Annotated in this window: 13 protein-coding genes; 7 read left to right on the top strand and 6 right to left on the bottom strand. The window is 67.7% G+C overall.

Features of this window, described 5'->3' with window-relative positions; all coding sequences use genetic code 11:
• Nucleotides 1-67 precede the first annotated feature (67 nt).
• The 4 genes from AC6IY7_RS11215 (at nucleotide 68) to AC6IY7_RS11200 (ending at nucleotide 3,014) form a co-directional block, all read left to right on the top strand.
• Nucleotides 68-433 carry a c-type cytochrome gene (locus tag AC6IY7_RS11215; protein ID WP_497779105.1) on the top strand — a complete coding sequence of 122 codons (366 nt, stop codon included), beginning with the start codon at nucleotides 68-70 and terminating at the stop codon, nucleotides 431-433.
• 70 nt (nucleotides 434-503) lie between these two features.
• Entirely contained in the window at nucleotides 504-1,136 is a 633-nt protein-coding gene (gene queE, locus AC6IY7_RS11210) for a 7-carboxy-7-deazaguanine synthase (RefSeq protein WP_497779104.1), read from the top strand.
• Nucleotides 1,133-1,510, top strand: a complete 378-nt coding sequence (locus AC6IY7_RS11205) for a 6-pyruvoyl trahydropterin synthase family protein (RefSeq protein WP_497779102.1) — start codon at nucleotides 1,133-1,135, stop codon at nucleotides 1,508-1,510. The genes queE and AC6IY7_RS11205 overlap by 4 nt, the downstream gene beginning before the upstream one ends.
• A gap of 238 nt (nucleotides 1,511-1,748) precedes the next feature.
• Nucleotides 1,749-3,014, top strand: coding sequence for an Hsp70 family protein (locus AC6IY7_RS11200; RefSeq protein WP_497779100.1), 1,266 nt, complete (start codon nucleotides 1,749-1,751; stop codon nucleotides 3,012-3,014).
• Between the two features lie 7 nt (nucleotides 3,015-3,021).
• Here the strand turns inward: AC6IY7_RS11200 and AC6IY7_RS11195 are convergent, their stop codons facing one another.
• Together AC6IY7_RS11195 and AC6IY7_RS11190 are read right to left on the bottom strand one after the other, a co-directional pair.
• Nucleotides 3,022-4,374 carry an ATP-binding protein gene (locus tag AC6IY7_RS11195; RefSeq protein ID WP_497779098.1) on the bottom strand — a complete coding sequence of 451 codons (1,353 nt, stop codon included), beginning with the start codon at nucleotides 4,372-4,374 and terminating at the stop codon, nucleotides 3,022-3,024.
• Nucleotides 4,371-5,033 carry a response regulator transcription factor gene (locus AC6IY7_RS11190; protein WP_497779094.1) on the bottom strand — a complete coding sequence of 221 codons (663 nt, stop codon included), beginning with the start codon at nucleotides 5,031-5,033 and terminating at the stop codon, nucleotides 4,371-4,373. The genes AC6IY7_RS11195 and AC6IY7_RS11190 overlap by 4 nt, the downstream gene beginning before the upstream one ends.
• A gap of 131 nt (nucleotides 5,034-5,164) precedes the next feature.
• On the opposite strand from AC6IY7_RS11190, the gene AC6IY7_RS11185 reads away from it, so the two are divergent.
• From AC6IY7_RS11185 to AC6IY7_RS11175, 3 genes are read left to right on the top strand one after another with little or no spacing between them, the layout of a single operon-like run.
• A complete protein-coding gene (locus AC6IY7_RS11185) occupies nucleotides 5,165-6,289 on the top strand; it encodes an efflux RND transporter periplasmic adaptor subunit (protein WP_497779093.1) in 1,125 nt (374 codons plus the stop codon).
• A gap of 12 nt (nucleotides 6,290-6,301) precedes the next feature.
• Nucleotides 6,302-9,439, top strand: coding sequence for an efflux RND transporter permease subunit (locus tag AC6IY7_RS11180; protein ID WP_497779090.1), 3,138 nt, complete (start codon nucleotides 6,302-6,304; stop codon nucleotides 9,437-9,439).
• The gene (locus AC6IY7_RS11175) at nucleotides 9,436-10,755 is read left to right on the top strand and encodes a TolC family protein (RefSeq protein WP_497779089.1); all 1,320 of its coding nucleotides are present in this window, start codon (nucleotides 9,436-9,438) and stop codon (nucleotides 10,753-10,755) included. Before AC6IY7_RS11180 ends, AC6IY7_RS11175 begins: the two co-directional genes overlap by 4 nt.
• Nucleotides 10,756-10,796: 41 nt before the next feature.
• Here AC6IY7_RS11175 and AC6IY7_RS11170 read toward each other — a convergent pair whose 3' ends face one another.
• The 4 genes from AC6IY7_RS11170 to AC6IY7_RS11155 form a co-directional block, all read right to left on the bottom strand.
• Complete coding sequence (locus AC6IY7_RS11170) at nucleotides 10,797-12,374, bottom strand: L,D-transpeptidase family protein (protein WP_497779087.1); 1,578 nt, start codon at nucleotides 12,372-12,374, stop codon at nucleotides 10,797-10,799.
• A gap of 656 nt (nucleotides 12,375-13,030) precedes the next feature.
• The gene (locus AC6IY7_RS11165) at nucleotides 13,031-13,636 is read right to left on the bottom strand and encodes a TPM domain-containing protein (protein WP_497779084.1); all 606 of its coding nucleotides are present in this window, start codon (nucleotides 13,634-13,636) and stop codon (nucleotides 13,031-13,033) included.
• Entirely contained in the window at nucleotides 13,636-14,439 is an 804-nt protein-coding gene (locus AC6IY7_RS11160; RefSeq protein WP_497779083.1) for a TPM domain-containing protein, read from the bottom strand. The genes AC6IY7_RS11165 and AC6IY7_RS11160 overlap by 1 nt, the downstream gene beginning before the upstream one ends.
• Before the next feature lie 79 nt (nucleotides 14,440-14,518).
• Nucleotides 14,519-15,115 carry a LemA family protein gene (locus tag AC6IY7_RS11155; RefSeq protein WP_497779082.1) on the bottom strand — a complete coding sequence of 199 codons (597 nt, stop codon included), beginning with the start codon at nucleotides 15,113-15,115 and terminating at the stop codon, nucleotides 14,519-14,521.
• Nucleotides 15,116-15,325 lie beyond the last annotated feature (210 nt).

Genomic DNA, 15,325 nt, shown 5'->3' with positions numbered 1-15,325 from the left:
TGTCTCATCTGCGAGTCGGGCGGCGCGTTCCGCGGCCGCGCTCGCGAAAGCCGACGAGGAGCCTCGCATGAAAATTCCGCGCCGCCTTTTTCAGTCGCTCGCCCTTCTCGCGGGTTTTTGCGCGCCGGCCGTCGCCGCCGACGCCGCCCATGGCAAGCGCGTCGCCGAGCGCTGGTGCGCGTCCTGCCATGTGGTGACGAGCGCTCAGAAGACCGCCAACGCCGACGCGCCCTCCTTCGCCGACGTCGCCCAGCGCCGCGCCGACGCCAAGGCGCTGGCCAATTTCCTCGTCGATCCGCATCCGAAAATGCCGGATATGCATCTGTCGCGGCGTGAGATCGAGGATATCGTCGCCTATATCCGCAGCCTCGACCCGCGCCCGCGCCCGCCCGAGCAGCAGCTCGACCGCTATGAGCGGCCGAAGAACGGGTGAGCGCCGCCCCGCTGGACCCCCGCCGCGCGAGGCCGTAATCAATCCCGATCGCTCCACGGGACCAAAAACCATGGCCTATGCGGTCAAGGAAGCCTTCAAGACGCTGCAGGGGGAGGGCCGCCATGCCGGGCGGGCCGCCGTCTTCTGCCGTTTTGCCGGCTGCAATCTGTGGAGTGGCCGCGAGGCCGACCGCGCCGCGGCGACCTGCCGCTTCTGCGACACGGATTTCATCGGCGTCGACGGCGAGAATGGCGGCAAATTCTCGGGCGCCCAGGCTCTCGCCGCGCATCTGGCGCTTCTGTGGGGTGAGGGGCGAGAGCGGCGTTTCGCCGTCTTGACCGGCGGCGAGCCCATGCTGCAAATCGACGCCGCGCTGCTCGACGCGCTCCACGCCGAAGGCTTCGAGATCGCCGTCGAGACCAATGGGACGCTCGCCGTCCCGCCTGCGGTCGATTGGATCTGCGTCAGCCCCAAGGCGGGCGCGCCGCTGGTCCAGACGACGGGGGACGAGCTCAAGCTCGTCTATCCGCAGAAAGGCGCCGAGCCGGAGCTGTTCGAAGGGCTCTCCTTCGACCATTTCCTGCTGCAGCCCATGGACGGGCCGGACGTATTGCGCAATACGAGGGCGGCGATCGACTATTGCCTGGCGCATCCGCTGTGGCGGTTCTCGCAACAGACGCACAAGGCTATCGGAGTGAAATGACCATCCAGTTCGAAGTCTATCGGGAGTTCTGCTTCGAGGCGGCGCACGCCCTCTATGATCCGGAGCACCCGACCGGCGGCAAATACCGCAATCTGCACGGGCATTCCTTCCGCGTGCGGGTGACGCTGCGCGGGCCGCGTCAGGACGGCGAGGAATGGGTCATGGACCTCGGCAAGCTCGGCGCGCGGCTGCAGGAGCTGCGCGAGCGGCTGGACCATTCCTTCCTCAACGAGCTGGAAGGCCTCGGCAAGCCGACGCTCGAGAATTTGTGCGTCTATATATGGAAGGACCTCGAGCTTTCCCTTCCGGCGATCCACGAGGTCGGCGTTTTCCGCGACACCTGCAATGAAGGCTGCGTGCTGAAGAAGCAGTGAGGGCGAGGGCTGAGACCGACCGCGCCCCCTCCCCTCGCATTTGCAAAATCGCGCGAAAAATTGCAGTTTCGCGCGAGATTCGGACGGCGGCTGTCCGTCCTCCCCGGCTGCTTCGCAAAGCCCAGAACCCCATCCGTTCCGTCATCCGGCCGACGCTCGCGCGTGCGCGCGTTCGTCGGGGCGGCGGCGCGCTTTTCGCTCTGCGATCGCGCGCAATGGACAAGAAGGAGACAAGCTCGTGAGCCTCGCTTGCGGGATCGATTTCGGAACCTCGAACTCCTCCGTCGGCTTCATGGCCGGCGGCGAGCCGACGCTCGTCCCGCTCGAGGGCGAGAGCGTCACCATTCCGAGCGCGATCTTCTACCCGGCCTATGGCGGCTCGCTCAGCTTCGGCCGCGCCGCGATCGGACTCTATATCGACCGCGAGAACGGCCGGCTGTTTCGCGCGATCAAGAGCATTCTGGGCGGCTCGCTGATCCATGAGACGACCGCCGCCGGCGGCAGGCGCGTCGCCTTCACCGCAATATTGGGACGCTTTCTGCATCATCTGAAGGAGAAGACCGAGCTTCGCGCCGGCCGCTCCGTCGAGAGCGCCGTGCTCGGCCGCCCGGTGTTCTTCGTCGACGACAATGAGGCGGCCGATCGCGTCGCGCAGGATCAGCTCGCCGCGGCCGCCCATGCGCAGGGCTTCAAAAATGTCCTTTTCCAATATGAGCCGATCGCCGCTGCGCTGGACTATGAGCGGCGCATCGAGCGGGAGGAGATCGCGCTGATCGCCGACATAGGCGGCGGCACCTCGGATTTCTCCATTGTGAAGGTCTCGCCGAAGAATCGGCGCAAGATCGAGCGCAAGGACGATATTCTCGCCAACGCCGGCGTCCATGTCGGCGGAACCGATCTCGACTATCGGCTGAGCCTCAAGCAGGTGATGCCCTTGTTCGGCTATCAGACGCGGCAGAGGAAGCGCCCGGAGCTCGATCTGCCCAATGGCTATTTCCACGATCTCGCGCAATGGCATCGCATCGCCTTCCTCTACAATAATAAGAGCCTCGAGGAATTGAAGCAGCTGCGCGCCATCGCCGACGAGCCGGAGAAGGTCGATCGCTTCGTGCGAGCGATCGACGATCGCGCCGGCCATCGCGTGGCGGGCGATGTGGAGGCGGCGAAGATCGTCATCTCCGACGCCGCGACCGCGATGATCGACCTCGCTTATATCGACGAGGCGCTGCAAATCGAGACATCCCGCAGGCTGTTCGAGGAGACGATCGCCAATGAATGCCGCAAGCTCTCCAATTGCGTCGCCCATTGCCTGAAAATGGCCGGAGTGACGGCGGAGGAGATCGGCACGGTGTTCTTCACCGGCGGCAGCACCTCCATTCCGGCGATCGAGCGCGCCTGCCTCGTCCATACGCCGCGGGCGAAGATCGTGCGCGGCGATAAATTCGCCAGCGTCGGCGTCGGGCTGACGATCGATTCGGGGCTGAAATTCGGGCCCGGCGCCTGAGCGGCGCTCAACCCGTCGCCTGCCGCCCGGCGGCGGCCGAGAGATCGACCTCCACGCGCAGCCCGCCGAGCTCGGAGCGGGAAAAGCGCATGTCGGCGCCATAGGCGTCGAGCACATCCTGCACGATGGCGAGGCCGAGGCCGGCGCCGCCGGTCTCGTCCAGCCGGCCGCCGCGGCGGCGGATGAGCGATTCGCTCCCCTCCGGCAGGCCGGGCCCGTCATCCTCGACGACGAAGCGCCCCGCCACGGCGGAGACGCGAATGCGCGCGCTCGCATGGCGCGACGCATTCTCCATGAGATTGCCGAGAATCTCCATCAGATCGACGCGGTCGACGGCGACGCTTGCGTCGGGCGCGATGCGCATGTCGAAGGCGGCCGTCGTCCCCGCCGAGGCGAGCGTGCGCGCCAGCGCATCCACCACCTCGGCCACCGGCGTCTGCTCGCCGCCGCGCGCGAGGCCGCGGCTGCGCACCCGCGCCAGCTCCCGCGCCACATGACGATGCATGGCGTCGCCGATGCGGTCGAGCGAGCGCGCGATCTCCGTCTCGCCCTTCTCGCGCAAGAGGCGGGCGTCGGCGGCGAGCGCGGTGAGCGGCGTCTTCAACCCATGGGCGAGATCGGCGGCGCGATTGCGCGCGCGCGCGATTTCCTTGTCGCGCTCGTCGAGCAGGCCGTTGACCTCGTCGATGAGCGGCAGCACCTCCGGCGGCGCCGGCGAATCGAGCCGACGGCGGCGGCCCTTGGCGATCTCGCCCACCGCCACGCCGAGGCCGGCGAGCGGCGCGAGGCCGAGCCCGACCTGAATCCAAGTGGCGAAGGTCAGCCCGACCGCGATGAGAAACAGCGCCGCGACCAGCTCCGCGGCGAAAGCGTCGCGCGCGCGGGCGACGCCAGAAAGATCGAGCGCCGCCAGCACACGGACCCGCAGAGGCGCGGCGCCGCCGAGCGCGACGCAGCGCTGCCCGCCGAGCAGCGCATTGCCCCAGGGCCCCTGCAGGCGATGATAGAAAATCCGGTCGCCGCTCTCGCAGCCGGCGGGAAACGCCAGCGCCTCCTCGCCGAGCGAGGCGGAGCGCTCGACGTCGCGGCCGTCTTCGCTCGCAACCTGCCAATAGAAGCCCGAGCGAAAGCGCGCGAAACGCGGGTCCGGCGTCGCGGTGATGATGCGCAGACGTCCGTCGGCGTCGACGGCGAGATCGGAGACGAGCTGGCGGACATAAGTCTCAATGTCGTCGTCCATCGTGCGTTCGACATGATGCTCGAACAACAGCACCAGCACGAAGCCGGCGAGCGCGAGCGCGGCGGCGATGGCGGCGGCTCCGGCGAGGAACAGTCGCAGACGCAGCGAGCGCGTCCTCATGCGTCGAGATCGGGCATCAGATAGCCGAAGCCGCGCCGCGTCTCGATGATCTCGGCGCCGAGCTTCTTGCGCACGCGGCCGATCAGCACTTCGAGCGCGTTGGAGCTCTGCTGGTCATGGCCATAGACATGCTCGACGAGCTCGGATTGCGGCGCCACCTGCCCGCGGCGGTGCAGAAGATAGGCGACCAGCCGATATTCGATCGCCGTCAGCTCGACCGGCGCATCGTCGATCTTGATCGTCATACTGCGCTCGTCGAGCGAGAGCGCGCCATTGCGCGTCACGGAGGAGGCGTGTCCGGCCGAGCGGCGGATGATGGAGCGCAGCCGCGCCAAAAGCTCCTCGGGCTGAAAGGGCTTGGGCAGATAATCATCGGCGCCCGCGTCTATGCCGGCGACGCGCTCGCTCCAGGAGCCGCGCGCGCTGAGCGCCAGCACGGGCGTGCGCCGGCCCTGCTCGCGCCAGCGCTCGAGCACGGCGAGCCCATCGAGGCCGGGCAGGCCGAGATCGAGAATGACGGCGGCGAAATTCTCGGTGTCGCCGAGAAACCAGGCGTCCTCGCCATTGGCGACGGTGTCGACGACATAGCCCGCCGCTTGCAGCGCCTTCGCCACATCGCGGGAAATGCGCTCGTCGTCTTCCACCAGCAAAATTCGCATGACGCAGGGCTGCGGTGCTATGATTCGCTCGGATTTGGTCGCCGCGTCAGCGTCGAGTTCGAGCTCGTCAGCTTTTCGTCAGCTTCGATAAGCGAAATTGCGCCCCGACGCAAAGACCGGTCCCAGGCGGAATGAAAAGAAAAAGGTTTCAATATCTTGTCCTCGCCCTCGGGCTCGCCGGCGCGCTTTGCGCGAGCGTGGCCCTCGCCGCGGAGGACGTCGCCATTCCGCTGCGCGAGCAGGATATTCAGGCGGCGGGCATAGAGACGAAGCCTGTGGAAAAAGGCTCCGGCTCGGACGAGCTCGTCGTTCCGGGAACGGTGACGGTTCCGCCGCAGCAATTGCGCATGGTCGCCGCCCCCGCCGCCGGCCTCGTCGAGACGCTGCTCGTCTCGCCGGACGAGGAGGTGAAGGCGGGCGACGCGATCGCCACTTTGAAATCCTCCGAGCTGATCGAGGCGCAGCGCGCCTTCCTCCAGGCCGCCGCCGACGCCGCGCTGGCGAATGAAAAGCTTCGCCGCGACGAGCAGCTCTATAAGGAGCGCATCATTGCCGAGCGCCGCCTGCTGGTGACGCGCGCCGAGGCCGCGCAGGCGCGCTCGCTGCTCGACGAGCGCGGCCAGTTGCTGGCCCTCCACGGCATGACCGAGCCGGCGATCGAGGGCTTGCGCAAGGAGCGCCAGCTCGCCGCCGCGCTCACCGTGCGCGCGCCTATGTCCGGCGTCATTCTCGCGCGCCATGCGACGGTCGGCGACCGCGTGATGGCCGCGGCCCCGCTCGTCACCATCGCGCGGCTCAACCCGATCTGGGTCAATCTGCAAATCCCCATCGGCCGCGCCGCCGGGCTCGACCGCACGGATAAGGTCGTGCTGCCGAGTCTCGGCGTCGAGGGAAAGCTCATCCGCATCGGCCGCACCGCCGATCCGGCGACGCAATCGGTCACCGCGGTCGCGGAATTCTCGCCCGGCAAAACCCCGATTCGACCGGGACAGGCGGTGCAGGCCATTCTGCGCCTCAAGGGAACGGGAGGAACGCTGTGGCGCGTGCCGGCCGACGCCGTCGTCCATTATCGCGACAAGGACTGGGTGTTTCTGCGCTCTGCGGATGGTTTCCGCGCCGTGCCGATCGCCCTCGTCTCGGAGACGCCGCAATATGCGTCGATTCAAGGACCGCTCTCCGCCGCCGATCACGTGGCGACGCGCGGAATGCTGACGCTGCTCGCCGAGCTGGCGGCCAAGGAACCGAGCGCTAAGTGAGCGAAACGCGACATGCTCGATAAACTCATCCAAGCGGCGCTCGGCCAGAGGCTCCTCGTCTTTCTCGCGGCGATCGCTCTCGCCGTCTGGGGCGCGCACGCCTATTCCAAGCTGCCGATCGACGCTTTTCCGGATGTCGCCCCGGTGCAGGTGCTCGTGTCCATGCGCGCGCCCGGCCTCACGCCCGAGGAGCTCGAGAACAGAGTCACCGCGCCGATCGAGATCGCCGCGCGCGGCATTCCCAATCTCGTGCGCATGCGCTCGACGACGCGCTATTCGGTGGCGCTGCTCACTTTCGAATTCGCCGAAGGCACCGACATTTTCTGGGCGCGCACGCAGGTGAACGAGCGCCTCGCCTCGGTCGCCGACCAATTGCCGGCGGGCGCCTCGGGCGGCCTCGCGCCCATCGTCACGCCGCTCGCCGAAATGCTGATGTTCACCCTCGTCGGCGGCGGCCTCACGCCCGCCGAGCAGCGCAGCCTCGTCGATTGGACGATCCGCCCCGCCCTGCGCGGCCTGCCCGGCGTCGCCGACGTCAATGTGCTCGGCGGCTTCGTGCGCACATTCGAGGTCGCGCCCTCGCCGCCGGCCATGGCGGCGCGCGGCATCACGGTGAAGATGCTGAAGGACGCGCTCGAGGAGAACAATCGCAACGACGGCGCCGGCCGCGTGCGCGACGGCGAGGAGGCGCTGCTGGTGCGCGCCGAGGGACGGCTGCGCACGCTGGAGGACATACGCTCCGTCGTCGTCGCGGCGCGGCCGGCCGGCGTGGTGCGCGTCGCCGATGTGGCCGAGGTGCGCAATGGCGCGCTGTCCCGCAACGGCGTCACCACGCGCAATGGCGAGGACGAGGCGGTCTGGGCGCTGGTGCTGGGCCTGCGCGGCGCCGACGCCAGCACGGTTGTCTCCGGCGTCAAGGCCAAGCTCGCGGAGCTGAAGCCGCGCCTGCCGGAAGGCGTGAAGGTCGACATCTTCTACGATCGCAGCGAGCTCATCTCCAAAGCCGTGTGGACGGTGCAGAAAGTGCTGATCGAGGCCATCGTCCTCGTCGTCATTCTGCTCTTCCTCTTCCTCGGCAATCTGCGCGCGGCGCTCGTCGTCTCGCTGATCCTGCCGCTCGCCGCGCTCTCCACATTCGCCATCATGCGGCTCTATGGGCTGTCGGCCAATATCATGTCGCTCGGCGGTCTCGCCATCGCCATCGGCATATTGGTCGATTGCGCCGTCGTCGTCGTCGAGAATGTCGAGCATCGCCTCGCCGGAATGGCGAAGGCCGACCTTCAGGACCGCATCCGCATCACTTACGAATCGACGCGCGAGGTCGCGGGGCCCCTCGTCTCCGGCGCGGTCATCATCATCACCGTCTTTCTGCCGCTGCTCTCGCTGGAAGGGCTCGAGGGGCGGCTGTTCGCGCCGGTCGCGCTCACCATCGCCTTCGCCATGGGCTCGGCGCTCATTCTCTCGCTCACCGTGGTGCCGGCGCTGGCCGCCACTCTGCTGCGGGCCGGCGGCAGCGACGAGCCCTGGCTCGTGCGCAAAATCTCCGCCTTCTATGATCCGCTGCTCGAGCGCGCGCTGCGCCGGCCGCTCGTCGTCGGCGCCGCCGTGACCGTCGGCCTCGCTCTGGCGCTGCTCGCCTCCAATCACATCGGCCAGACCTTCATGCCGGTGATGGACGAAGGCACGCCGGTCATCACCGTGCGCAAGCATCCGACCATCAGCGTCGACATGACCGCCGAGACCGATATGCGCATAGAGCGCGCGCTCATGGCGCGCGTGCCGGAGATCAAGGGCGTGATGGCGCGCGCCGGCGCCGACGAGCTCGGCATCGACCCCGTCGGCCTCAATGAGACCGACATGTTCCTGACGCTGGCACCGATGGACAAATGGCGCGAGCCCAATATGGCCTGGCTGCTCGGCGAGATGCGCCAGGTGCTCGACAGCTTCCCCGGCATTTCCTACGCCTTCTCGCAGCCGATCGACATGCGCGTGCAGGAGATGATCATCGGCGCGCGCGGCGATGTGGTGGTGAAAGTGTTCGGCGACGATATCGACGAATTGAACCGTCTCGCGCGCGAGATCGCCGGGACATTGCGCAAGATCGAGGGCTCGCGCGACGTCTTCGCGCTGCAGAATGACGGCATGCGCTATCTGACCGCGCGCATCGACCGCCTCGCCGCCGGCCGCTTCGGCCTCAACGCCAGCGAGATTCAGGACGGCCTGCGCATTTGGGTGGACGGAACGCAGGTCGGCCTCGTGCTCGAAGGGCCGGTGCGCACGCCGCTGGTCATCCGCGGCGATCCCGTCTCGCGGCGCTCGCCAGTGGATTTCGCGCGCGTGCCGGTCGTCTCCGCCGACGGCAAAGTGGTGGAACTGTCGCAGCTCGCCGACATACGCGCCGAGAACGGCCCGATTCAGGTGATCCGCGAGGAGGCGCGGCGCTACGCCACCGTGCTCTCCAATGTCACCGGCCGCGATCTCGTCGGCTTCGTGGCCGACGCCAAGGCCGCCGTCGCCAAGGAAGTGCATGCGCCGCCGGGCTATGAGCTCGTCTGGGGCGGGCAGTTCGAGAATCAGCAGCGCGCCTCGGCGCGGCTCGCCATCGTCGTGCCGCTGGCGCTGGGGCTCATCTTCCTTCTGCTCTATCTCACCTTCGGCTCGGCGTCGCAGGCCCTGCTCGTCTTCTGCAACGTGCCTTTCGCGGCGATCGGCGGCGTCATCGGCCTGTGGCTCTCCGGCGAATTCCTCTCCGTGCCGGCCTCGGTCGGCTTCATCGCGCTGATCGGCATCGCCGTGCTCAATGGCGTCGTGCTCATCTCTTACATCAACAAGCTCGTCGCCGACGGCCGCAGCGTGCACGACGCGGTGCGCGAAGGCGCGCGCCGCCGCATGCGGCCGGTGCTGCTCACCGCGACAATCGCCGCGCTCGGCCTCGCGCCCTTCCTCTTCGCGACCGGCCCCGGCGCGGAAATCCAACGGCCGCTCGCCATTGTCGTCATCGGCGGCCTCGTCACCGCGACGGCGCTCACATTGCTGCTCTTGCCAATTCTCTACGATCGCTTCGACTTCAAGCGCCTGCTGCGCGTGCGCGCCGCGACGCAAGCGCCCTCCGCGACGCCGGACTCGCGTTGGCGGATCCAGCGCCGATGACACGCTCGCACGGCGGCGCTCGTCCGCTCCTCTCGCTTCTGCTCGTCCTTCTCCTCGCCTCGAGCGCGGCCGGCGAGACGAAGCCGAAGCTCTCGGTCTCGCCTCTTCCCCCGGAGACGAAAGCAAAGCCCAGAGGCAAGCCGCCGGGAAAACCCTTCGGCCTCGTGCTGGCGCGCCATCTCGATCAGGCGATCGGCATAGACGCGCAGAGCGCCGCGCTCGACGCGCAGCGCCGCGCGGTGGCGGCGCGCTATGCGCAGGCCAATTCCTTCACCCCCGGCTCGCCCTATTTCGGCGGCTCGCGGCAGGAGCGCGTCAAAGGCAATGTGCAGGGCTATCGCGAATCGGAGCTCGAGATCGGCATGCCGATCTGGCTGCCCGGCGAGCGCGAGGCCTATGAGCTGAACGTCAACGCCGGCGTCATCGAGCTCGACGAGCGCCTGGCGCTGCGACGGCTCGACGTGGCGGCGCTGGTGCGCGACGCCTGGTGGACGGCGCAGCGCGCGGCCAAGGACGCATCGATCGCGCGCGATCGGCTGGCGACGGCGCGCGATATCGGCCACGACATGAAACGGCGCGTCGAGCTCGGCGAGAACGCCGCGCAGGACGAATTGCTCGCCCGCAACGAGACGCTCGCCGCCGAGACGGAAGTCGCGCAGACCGACGCCGCCGCCAAGGCCGCGCGCGTCGCCTATGAGGTGCTGACCGGCGGCGCGACGCCGGACGGAACGCTGGAGGCGCCGCTGCCGGCGCGCCCGCCCGAGGATCATCCGGCGCTGCGCACGCCGGTCGCCGCTCTCGGCAAGGCGCAGACGCAGATGCGGCTCATCGAGACCGGCTTCATCGACAATCCGGAGATCGCCGTCTTCGGCCGCAATGAGCAGGGCACAGAGCCCGCCACGGAAAACCCGCTCCGCTCCAACAATAATACGGTGGGCGTGCGCTTTCGCATTCCGCTGCCGACGCCGGGCCGCAATATTCCGCGCGTCGCCGAGGCGCAGGCGGAGGTCGATCGCGCCGCCGCCGAATTCGCCCGCGCGCAGCGGCTCGTCGCCGCCGAGATCAACGCCGCCCGCGCCGCCGTCGCCGCGACGCGCCGCGCCGACGGCCTCTCGGCCAAGCGCCTCTCGGTCGCGAGCGAGCAATTCGATCTGGCGCGGCGCTCCTTCCGGCTCGGCGAGATCAACGCTTTCGATCTCTATCGCGTGCGCCAATTGCAGCTCGACGCGCAGCGCGCGCGGGCGAGCGCGGCGATCGATCTCGGCGTCGCGCTGTCGCGGCTCAATCAGGCCTTCGGCTACGCGCCGACTTTATGAAGGCGAGGAATGCGAGCCAAGGCTCGCAATCCATAGAACGACTACCCCTCGAGCCCCAGCGCCTGACGCACTTTGGCGGAATAGCCATAGAGATCGCCGCGCAATTGCAGCCGACCGTTCTCATCCACGAAAACCGTGAAATATTCGATGTGGATCGGCAGCGGACGCGCGAGATTGATGTAGCGCTCACTGCCGCCGATGAGCTTGCGCACACGCTCCTCCGGCCAGCCGCTGCCCGGCCCGAGCACCGCCTCCGCGAGACGGAAGGGCTGGTCCACGCGCACGCAGCCATGGCTCAAGGCGCGATGCGCGGAAGAGAACAGCCCATGATTGGGCGTGTCGTGCAGATAGACGGAGAAGTCGTTCGGGAACATGAATTTGATGCGCCCGAGCGCATTGGATTCGCCCGGCTTCTGCCGCACGAAGGTCTGCCCCTTGCGGGTGATCACCTCATAGCCGCTCGCGGCGATCGCGCCGAGGTCGCCGCCATATTTGGGCAGCATCTCCTTCGTCAGGATCGAGGGCGGCACATTCCAATAGGGATTGACGATGATGAATTGCATCTTGTCGGAGAACACCGGCGTCGGCGTGCCTTCCTTGCCCACGATGACGCGGGCGCGATGCGCGACCCTGCCCTCGCGCACCAGCGCAAGCTCGAAATCCGGAATGTTCACCTCTATGCGGCTCTCACCGAGATCGCGCGGCAGCCAGCGCCAGCGCTCCATATTGGCGATGATCTCGGCCTCCACCTGCGCATTGGAACGCCGCGCCGGCGCGCTCGGCGTCTGCGCGCCCGGCGCGGCGTCATGCGCGACCGAATGCGCGGCCTCGGCGAAACGCCTGTCGAGCTCCGGCAAGCCGGCGCTGCGCAGCTCCACCAGCTTGCCGCGCAAGGCGCGATAGCCTTCATGCGGCGGATTATAGTCCTGCAGCGCGTCGCCAGCGCGCGCGCCCGCGGCGGCGATCGTCGCCAGCACGGCGCCCGGCTCCGGCAGCGCGGGATGCGCGCCGATGAGACGCGACAGACGCCGCGGATCGATGCGCCCGCCGGCCGCCTGAGTCGCATAGGCGACGACGGCCTCCGAGAGCGCGAATTCATCCGTGTCGCCCGAAGGCTTCGCCTCGGACGGATAGGCGAGGCCGCGCAGATCGAGGCCATCGTCGCGCGCGCGGCTCAGCCGCTCTATGGCGACGGACGCCGAGGCGCGCCAATCGGCGCCCTCGCGCCACAGCGGCGCATAGGCGCGCTGCGCATAAAAACCGGCGACCGCTCTGCGCCGCGCGCGCTGCTCCACCCCGCGCGCCGCGCCGCTCCAGGCGTCGAGCGCCGCCGCGAAAGCGCGCTGCTGCTCGCCGATCAGCGCCTCGGCGACATCGAAGCCGCCAGACGCGGGCAAAACAGCGATCGAGACGGAATTGACGACGGGAAGCAGAGCGGATATCTCCGGCGGCGCAAAGCGCTCCGCCGGCGGCTCGCCCACATGCAGCCAAGAGACCTCGAGCTGCTGGACGAGCGGCGGCGGCGCGACGGCCAAAGGCGCGCGGAACGGCGCATGCGGCGCCGGCGCCGCGCTCGATGCGGCGACGAAGGACGAACCGAGCCCGACTGCGAACGCCAAGCCCGACGCGCGCGCGAAACGTCCGGACGCATGCCCAAAACTGCCGCGGAACACCATGCTCTCCTGCCTCACGCCACTTCGGCGGCGTCGCCCTCTGGGCGCGCCCGCGTCTCGAAACATGCTCGCGCGAAACCTCGCCGCCCGACTCGCGCCCTACGGATATTAACGTAAACGGGTTAATGCTTGGAATAAGCTTCCTTGGCTTCGATCGTCCGAAAGATTGCTTTTTCATTAACGACGGGCCGGCCGCGGAGTCGAGTTGCGGCTATCGCGCGCCCGTCTCGCAATTAGCTGGGCGCGACCTTTTGTAGCGAAGCCGCATCGCCGAGCTTTCCGCTGCAAATTCAATGTGCTCACGAATTTCCGCGCCATTCTGCCGCAGATGCGCGCGATTGTCGGCGGCGCCGCAGCGGCGCAGTTTTCTCGTCGACGACGCGAGAGACGTCGTCACAAAAAAATTTACTGAGGGAGAATCGTCATGCACAGCAATGCGGAGCTCGTCAAAGCGGTCGCCGGCATCATCGGCGCGCTCGCCTTCTTCATCATCGTCCTTCACCAGCTCACCCGGCTGATCGGCTGAGAGCCTTCTCCTCGCGCGACTTCCCGGGGCGCCCCCGCGGCGTCTCCGGGATTTTTCTCGAGCGACGCGGCTTTTTTCAGATCACATAGATTCTGTCCGGCAGCTCCTCCTGGCCGCCGGGCGGCACATGTTTCGACAGCAGCCGCGCGCATTCGTCGATCGAATCGACGAAACCATCGGCGATGCGGCCCTCCCGCACACGCGCGAGCAGCAGATCGAGCGCCGCGCGCCAATCCTCTTCGGGAATCTTGCGCGCTATCCCCTCGTCCGCGACGATGCGCGCATAGCGCTCGCCGAGCGAGACGAAGATCAGCACGCCGGTGCGGTCCTTGGTCGCCGAGACGCCGCGCGTGAAAAATTGCTCGATCGCGGCGCGATGGGCGCGCTCGCGCTTGACGAAACGGGGCGTCAGCGCGAGCCGCAGCGGAGGCAGCGAGAACAGCAGCGCCGCGCCGATGAAGACGAGAATTTGAATGGCCAGAATGAGCCGCACGCCGAGCTCGGTGAAGATCACCAGCGGCCAGGGCGCGACGAGCGCGACGAGAGCGGCGAGCAGCGGCGGCACATAGGCGTAGTCGGAGGAACGGCGCGCCAGCACGCAGACGATCTCGCCCGCGGTGCGCCGCTCGGCCGCCGCTATCGCCGCCGCTATGCGCGCCTGATCCGCGTCTGAAATGGGCATCACCAATCCCCCGAGGCTCCGCCACCGCCCGACGAGCCGCCGCCGCCTGAAAATCCGCCGCCGCCATCGCCGCCCCAGGAAGAACCGTTGGAGCCGCCGCCGCCCCAGGAGGAGCCGCCGGACCAGCTGTCGTTGGAGGGCGGGAAATAGATGATCGGCCCGCGCCCGCCCCGATAGATGCGCCGCCCGCCGCCGCGGGCGTTGGCGAGCATGGAGAAGAAGACGAACAGAAACAGCCCGAAGACGATGAAGGGCACGATCTGGTCGAAGCCCGGCTCCTGATGCTCGGCGCGCACTTTGATGCGCTTCTCCCATTCGGCCGAATCGCCGCTCAGCACTTCTATGATTCCATCGACGCCACGCTCGACGCCGGCGCCGAAATCGCCGGTCTTGAACTTCGGCGTCACCGCGGTGGCGATGATGATCTTCGAGAGCGCGTCGGTGAGCGTGCCCTCGAGCCCATAGCCGACCTCTATGCGCATCTTGCGCTCATTGGGCGCGATGAGGAACAAGACGCCATTGTTCGCCTTGGCCTCGCCGAGCTTCCAGAAGCGGAACAGGCCATTGGCGAAAGTTTCTATATCCGTGTCCTGCAGCGACGGCACTGTGGCGACGACGAGCTGAATGCCCGACTTCTCCTCCAGCTCTTTCGATTTGGTCTCGACGTCGAGCCGCGCCGCCGGCGGAAGAATATGGGCGTCGTCGACGACGCGGCCGATGAGCGCGGGAAAATCGAGCGCCGCGAAAGCGAGCGCCGGCAGCAGGACGAAGACCAGCAGAGCGAGACCTCGTGTCCCTCGCATCGTGGCGAAAAAGCCGCGGCGACGCGAAGGCCACGAAGGAAGCGACGGCATGAGCGGCGATCTCCCGTGAAAAAAGAGTCTAGAACTTCACCGTGGGCGCCTGCTCCGCGCCGGCGCTGGCGGTGAATTCGGCGAGCGGCTTGGTTCCGGCGAAGACGGTCTTGGCCCAGAGAATTGTCGGGAAGGTGCGCAGCGAGGTGTTGAACTCCCGCGCCGCCTGAATGTAGTCGCGCCGCGCCACGGTGATGCGGTTTTCCGTGCCTTCGAGCTGCGACTGCAAGGCCAGGAAGTTGGTGTTGGCTTTCAGATCCGGATAGGCCTCGCTCACGGCGAGCAGCCGCCCCAGCGCGCCGGAGAGCTGCGCCTGCGCCTCCTGGAACTGTTTCAATTTTTCCGGATCGGTCAGCTGCGAGACATCGACCTTGGCCTGCGAGGCATGAGCGCGCGCCTCGGTCACGGCCGTGAGCACGTCCTTCTCATGCTTGGCGTAGCCCTGAACCGTGGCGACGAGATTGGGGATGAGATCGGCGCGGCGCTGATATTGCGCCTCCACCTCGGCCCATTTGGCCTTGGCCTCCTCCTCCTGCGTCGGAATGGTGTTGTAGCCGCAGCCCGAGAGCGAGAGAGCGAGAAAGAGCGCGGCGAAGAGAGACGGCCAGCGGAAGGAAAAGCGCATCCGAAAGTCTCCTCATGACGTCATCCGCCCCGCCGAACGGAGCGCGCCTGATACTTAGGCTCCACATATGACGTTGGGAAGAGCGGATGCAGCCGGAAGAGGCGGTCTGACCCGACATCTCGCCCGACGGCGAAAGCGTCGCAGCCGGAGCGTCGGCCTCGCGAGCGAGCCGCTCGACGTATCGGGACCGGCGGTTTCCCGATACGGCGC

The sequence above is a fragment of the Methylosinus sp. is20ea genome, assembly GCF_059718135.1.
This window is presented reverse-complemented; position numbering and strand designations above follow the sequence as displayed.

Excerpts from the sequence above, each read along its gene's own strand:
- AC6IY7_RS11215 (WP_497779105.1), top strand. The coding sequence starts at position 68 with ATGAAAATTCCGCGCCGCCTTTTTCAGTCGCTCGCCCTTCTCGCGGGT.
- queE (WP_497779104.1), top strand. The coding sequence starts at position 504 with ATGGCCTATGCGGTCAAGGAAGCCTTCAAGACGCTGCAGGGGGAGGGC.
- AC6IY7_RS11205 (WP_497779102.1), top strand. The coding sequence starts at position 1,133 with ATGACCATCCAGTTCGAAGTCTATCGGGAGTTCTGCTTCGAGGCGGCG.
- AC6IY7_RS11195 (WP_497779098.1), bottom strand. The coding sequence starts at position 4,374 with ATGAGGACGCGCTCGCTGCGTCTGCGACTGTTCCTCGCCGGAGCCGCC.
- AC6IY7_RS11190 (WP_497779094.1), bottom strand. The coding sequence starts at position 5,033 with ATGCGAATTTTGCTGGTGGAAGACGACGAGCGCATTTCCCGCGATGTG.
- AC6IY7_RS11185 (WP_497779093.1), top strand. The coding sequence starts at position 5,165 with ATGAAAAGAAAAAGGTTTCAATATCTTGTCCTCGCCCTCGGGCTCGCC.
- AC6IY7_RS11180 (WP_497779090.1), top strand. The coding sequence starts at position 6,302 with ATGCTCGATAAACTCATCCAAGCGGCGCTCGGCCAGAGGCTCCTCGTC.
- AC6IY7_RS11175 (WP_497779089.1), top strand. The coding sequence starts at position 9,436 with ATGACACGCTCGCACGGCGGCGCTCGTCCGCTCCTCTCGCTTCTGCTC.
- AC6IY7_RS11165 (WP_497779084.1), bottom strand. The coding sequence starts at position 13,636 with ATGCCCATTTCAGACGCGGATCAGGCGCGCATAGCGGCGGCGATAGCG.
- AC6IY7_RS11160 (WP_497779083.1), bottom strand. The coding sequence starts at position 14,439 with ATGCGAGGGACACGAGGTCTCGCTCTGCTGGTCTTCGTCCTGCTGCCG.
- AC6IY7_RS11155 (WP_497779082.1), bottom strand. The coding sequence starts at position 15,115 with ATGCGCTTTTCCTTCCGCTGGCCGTCTCTCTTCGCCGCGCTCTTTCTC.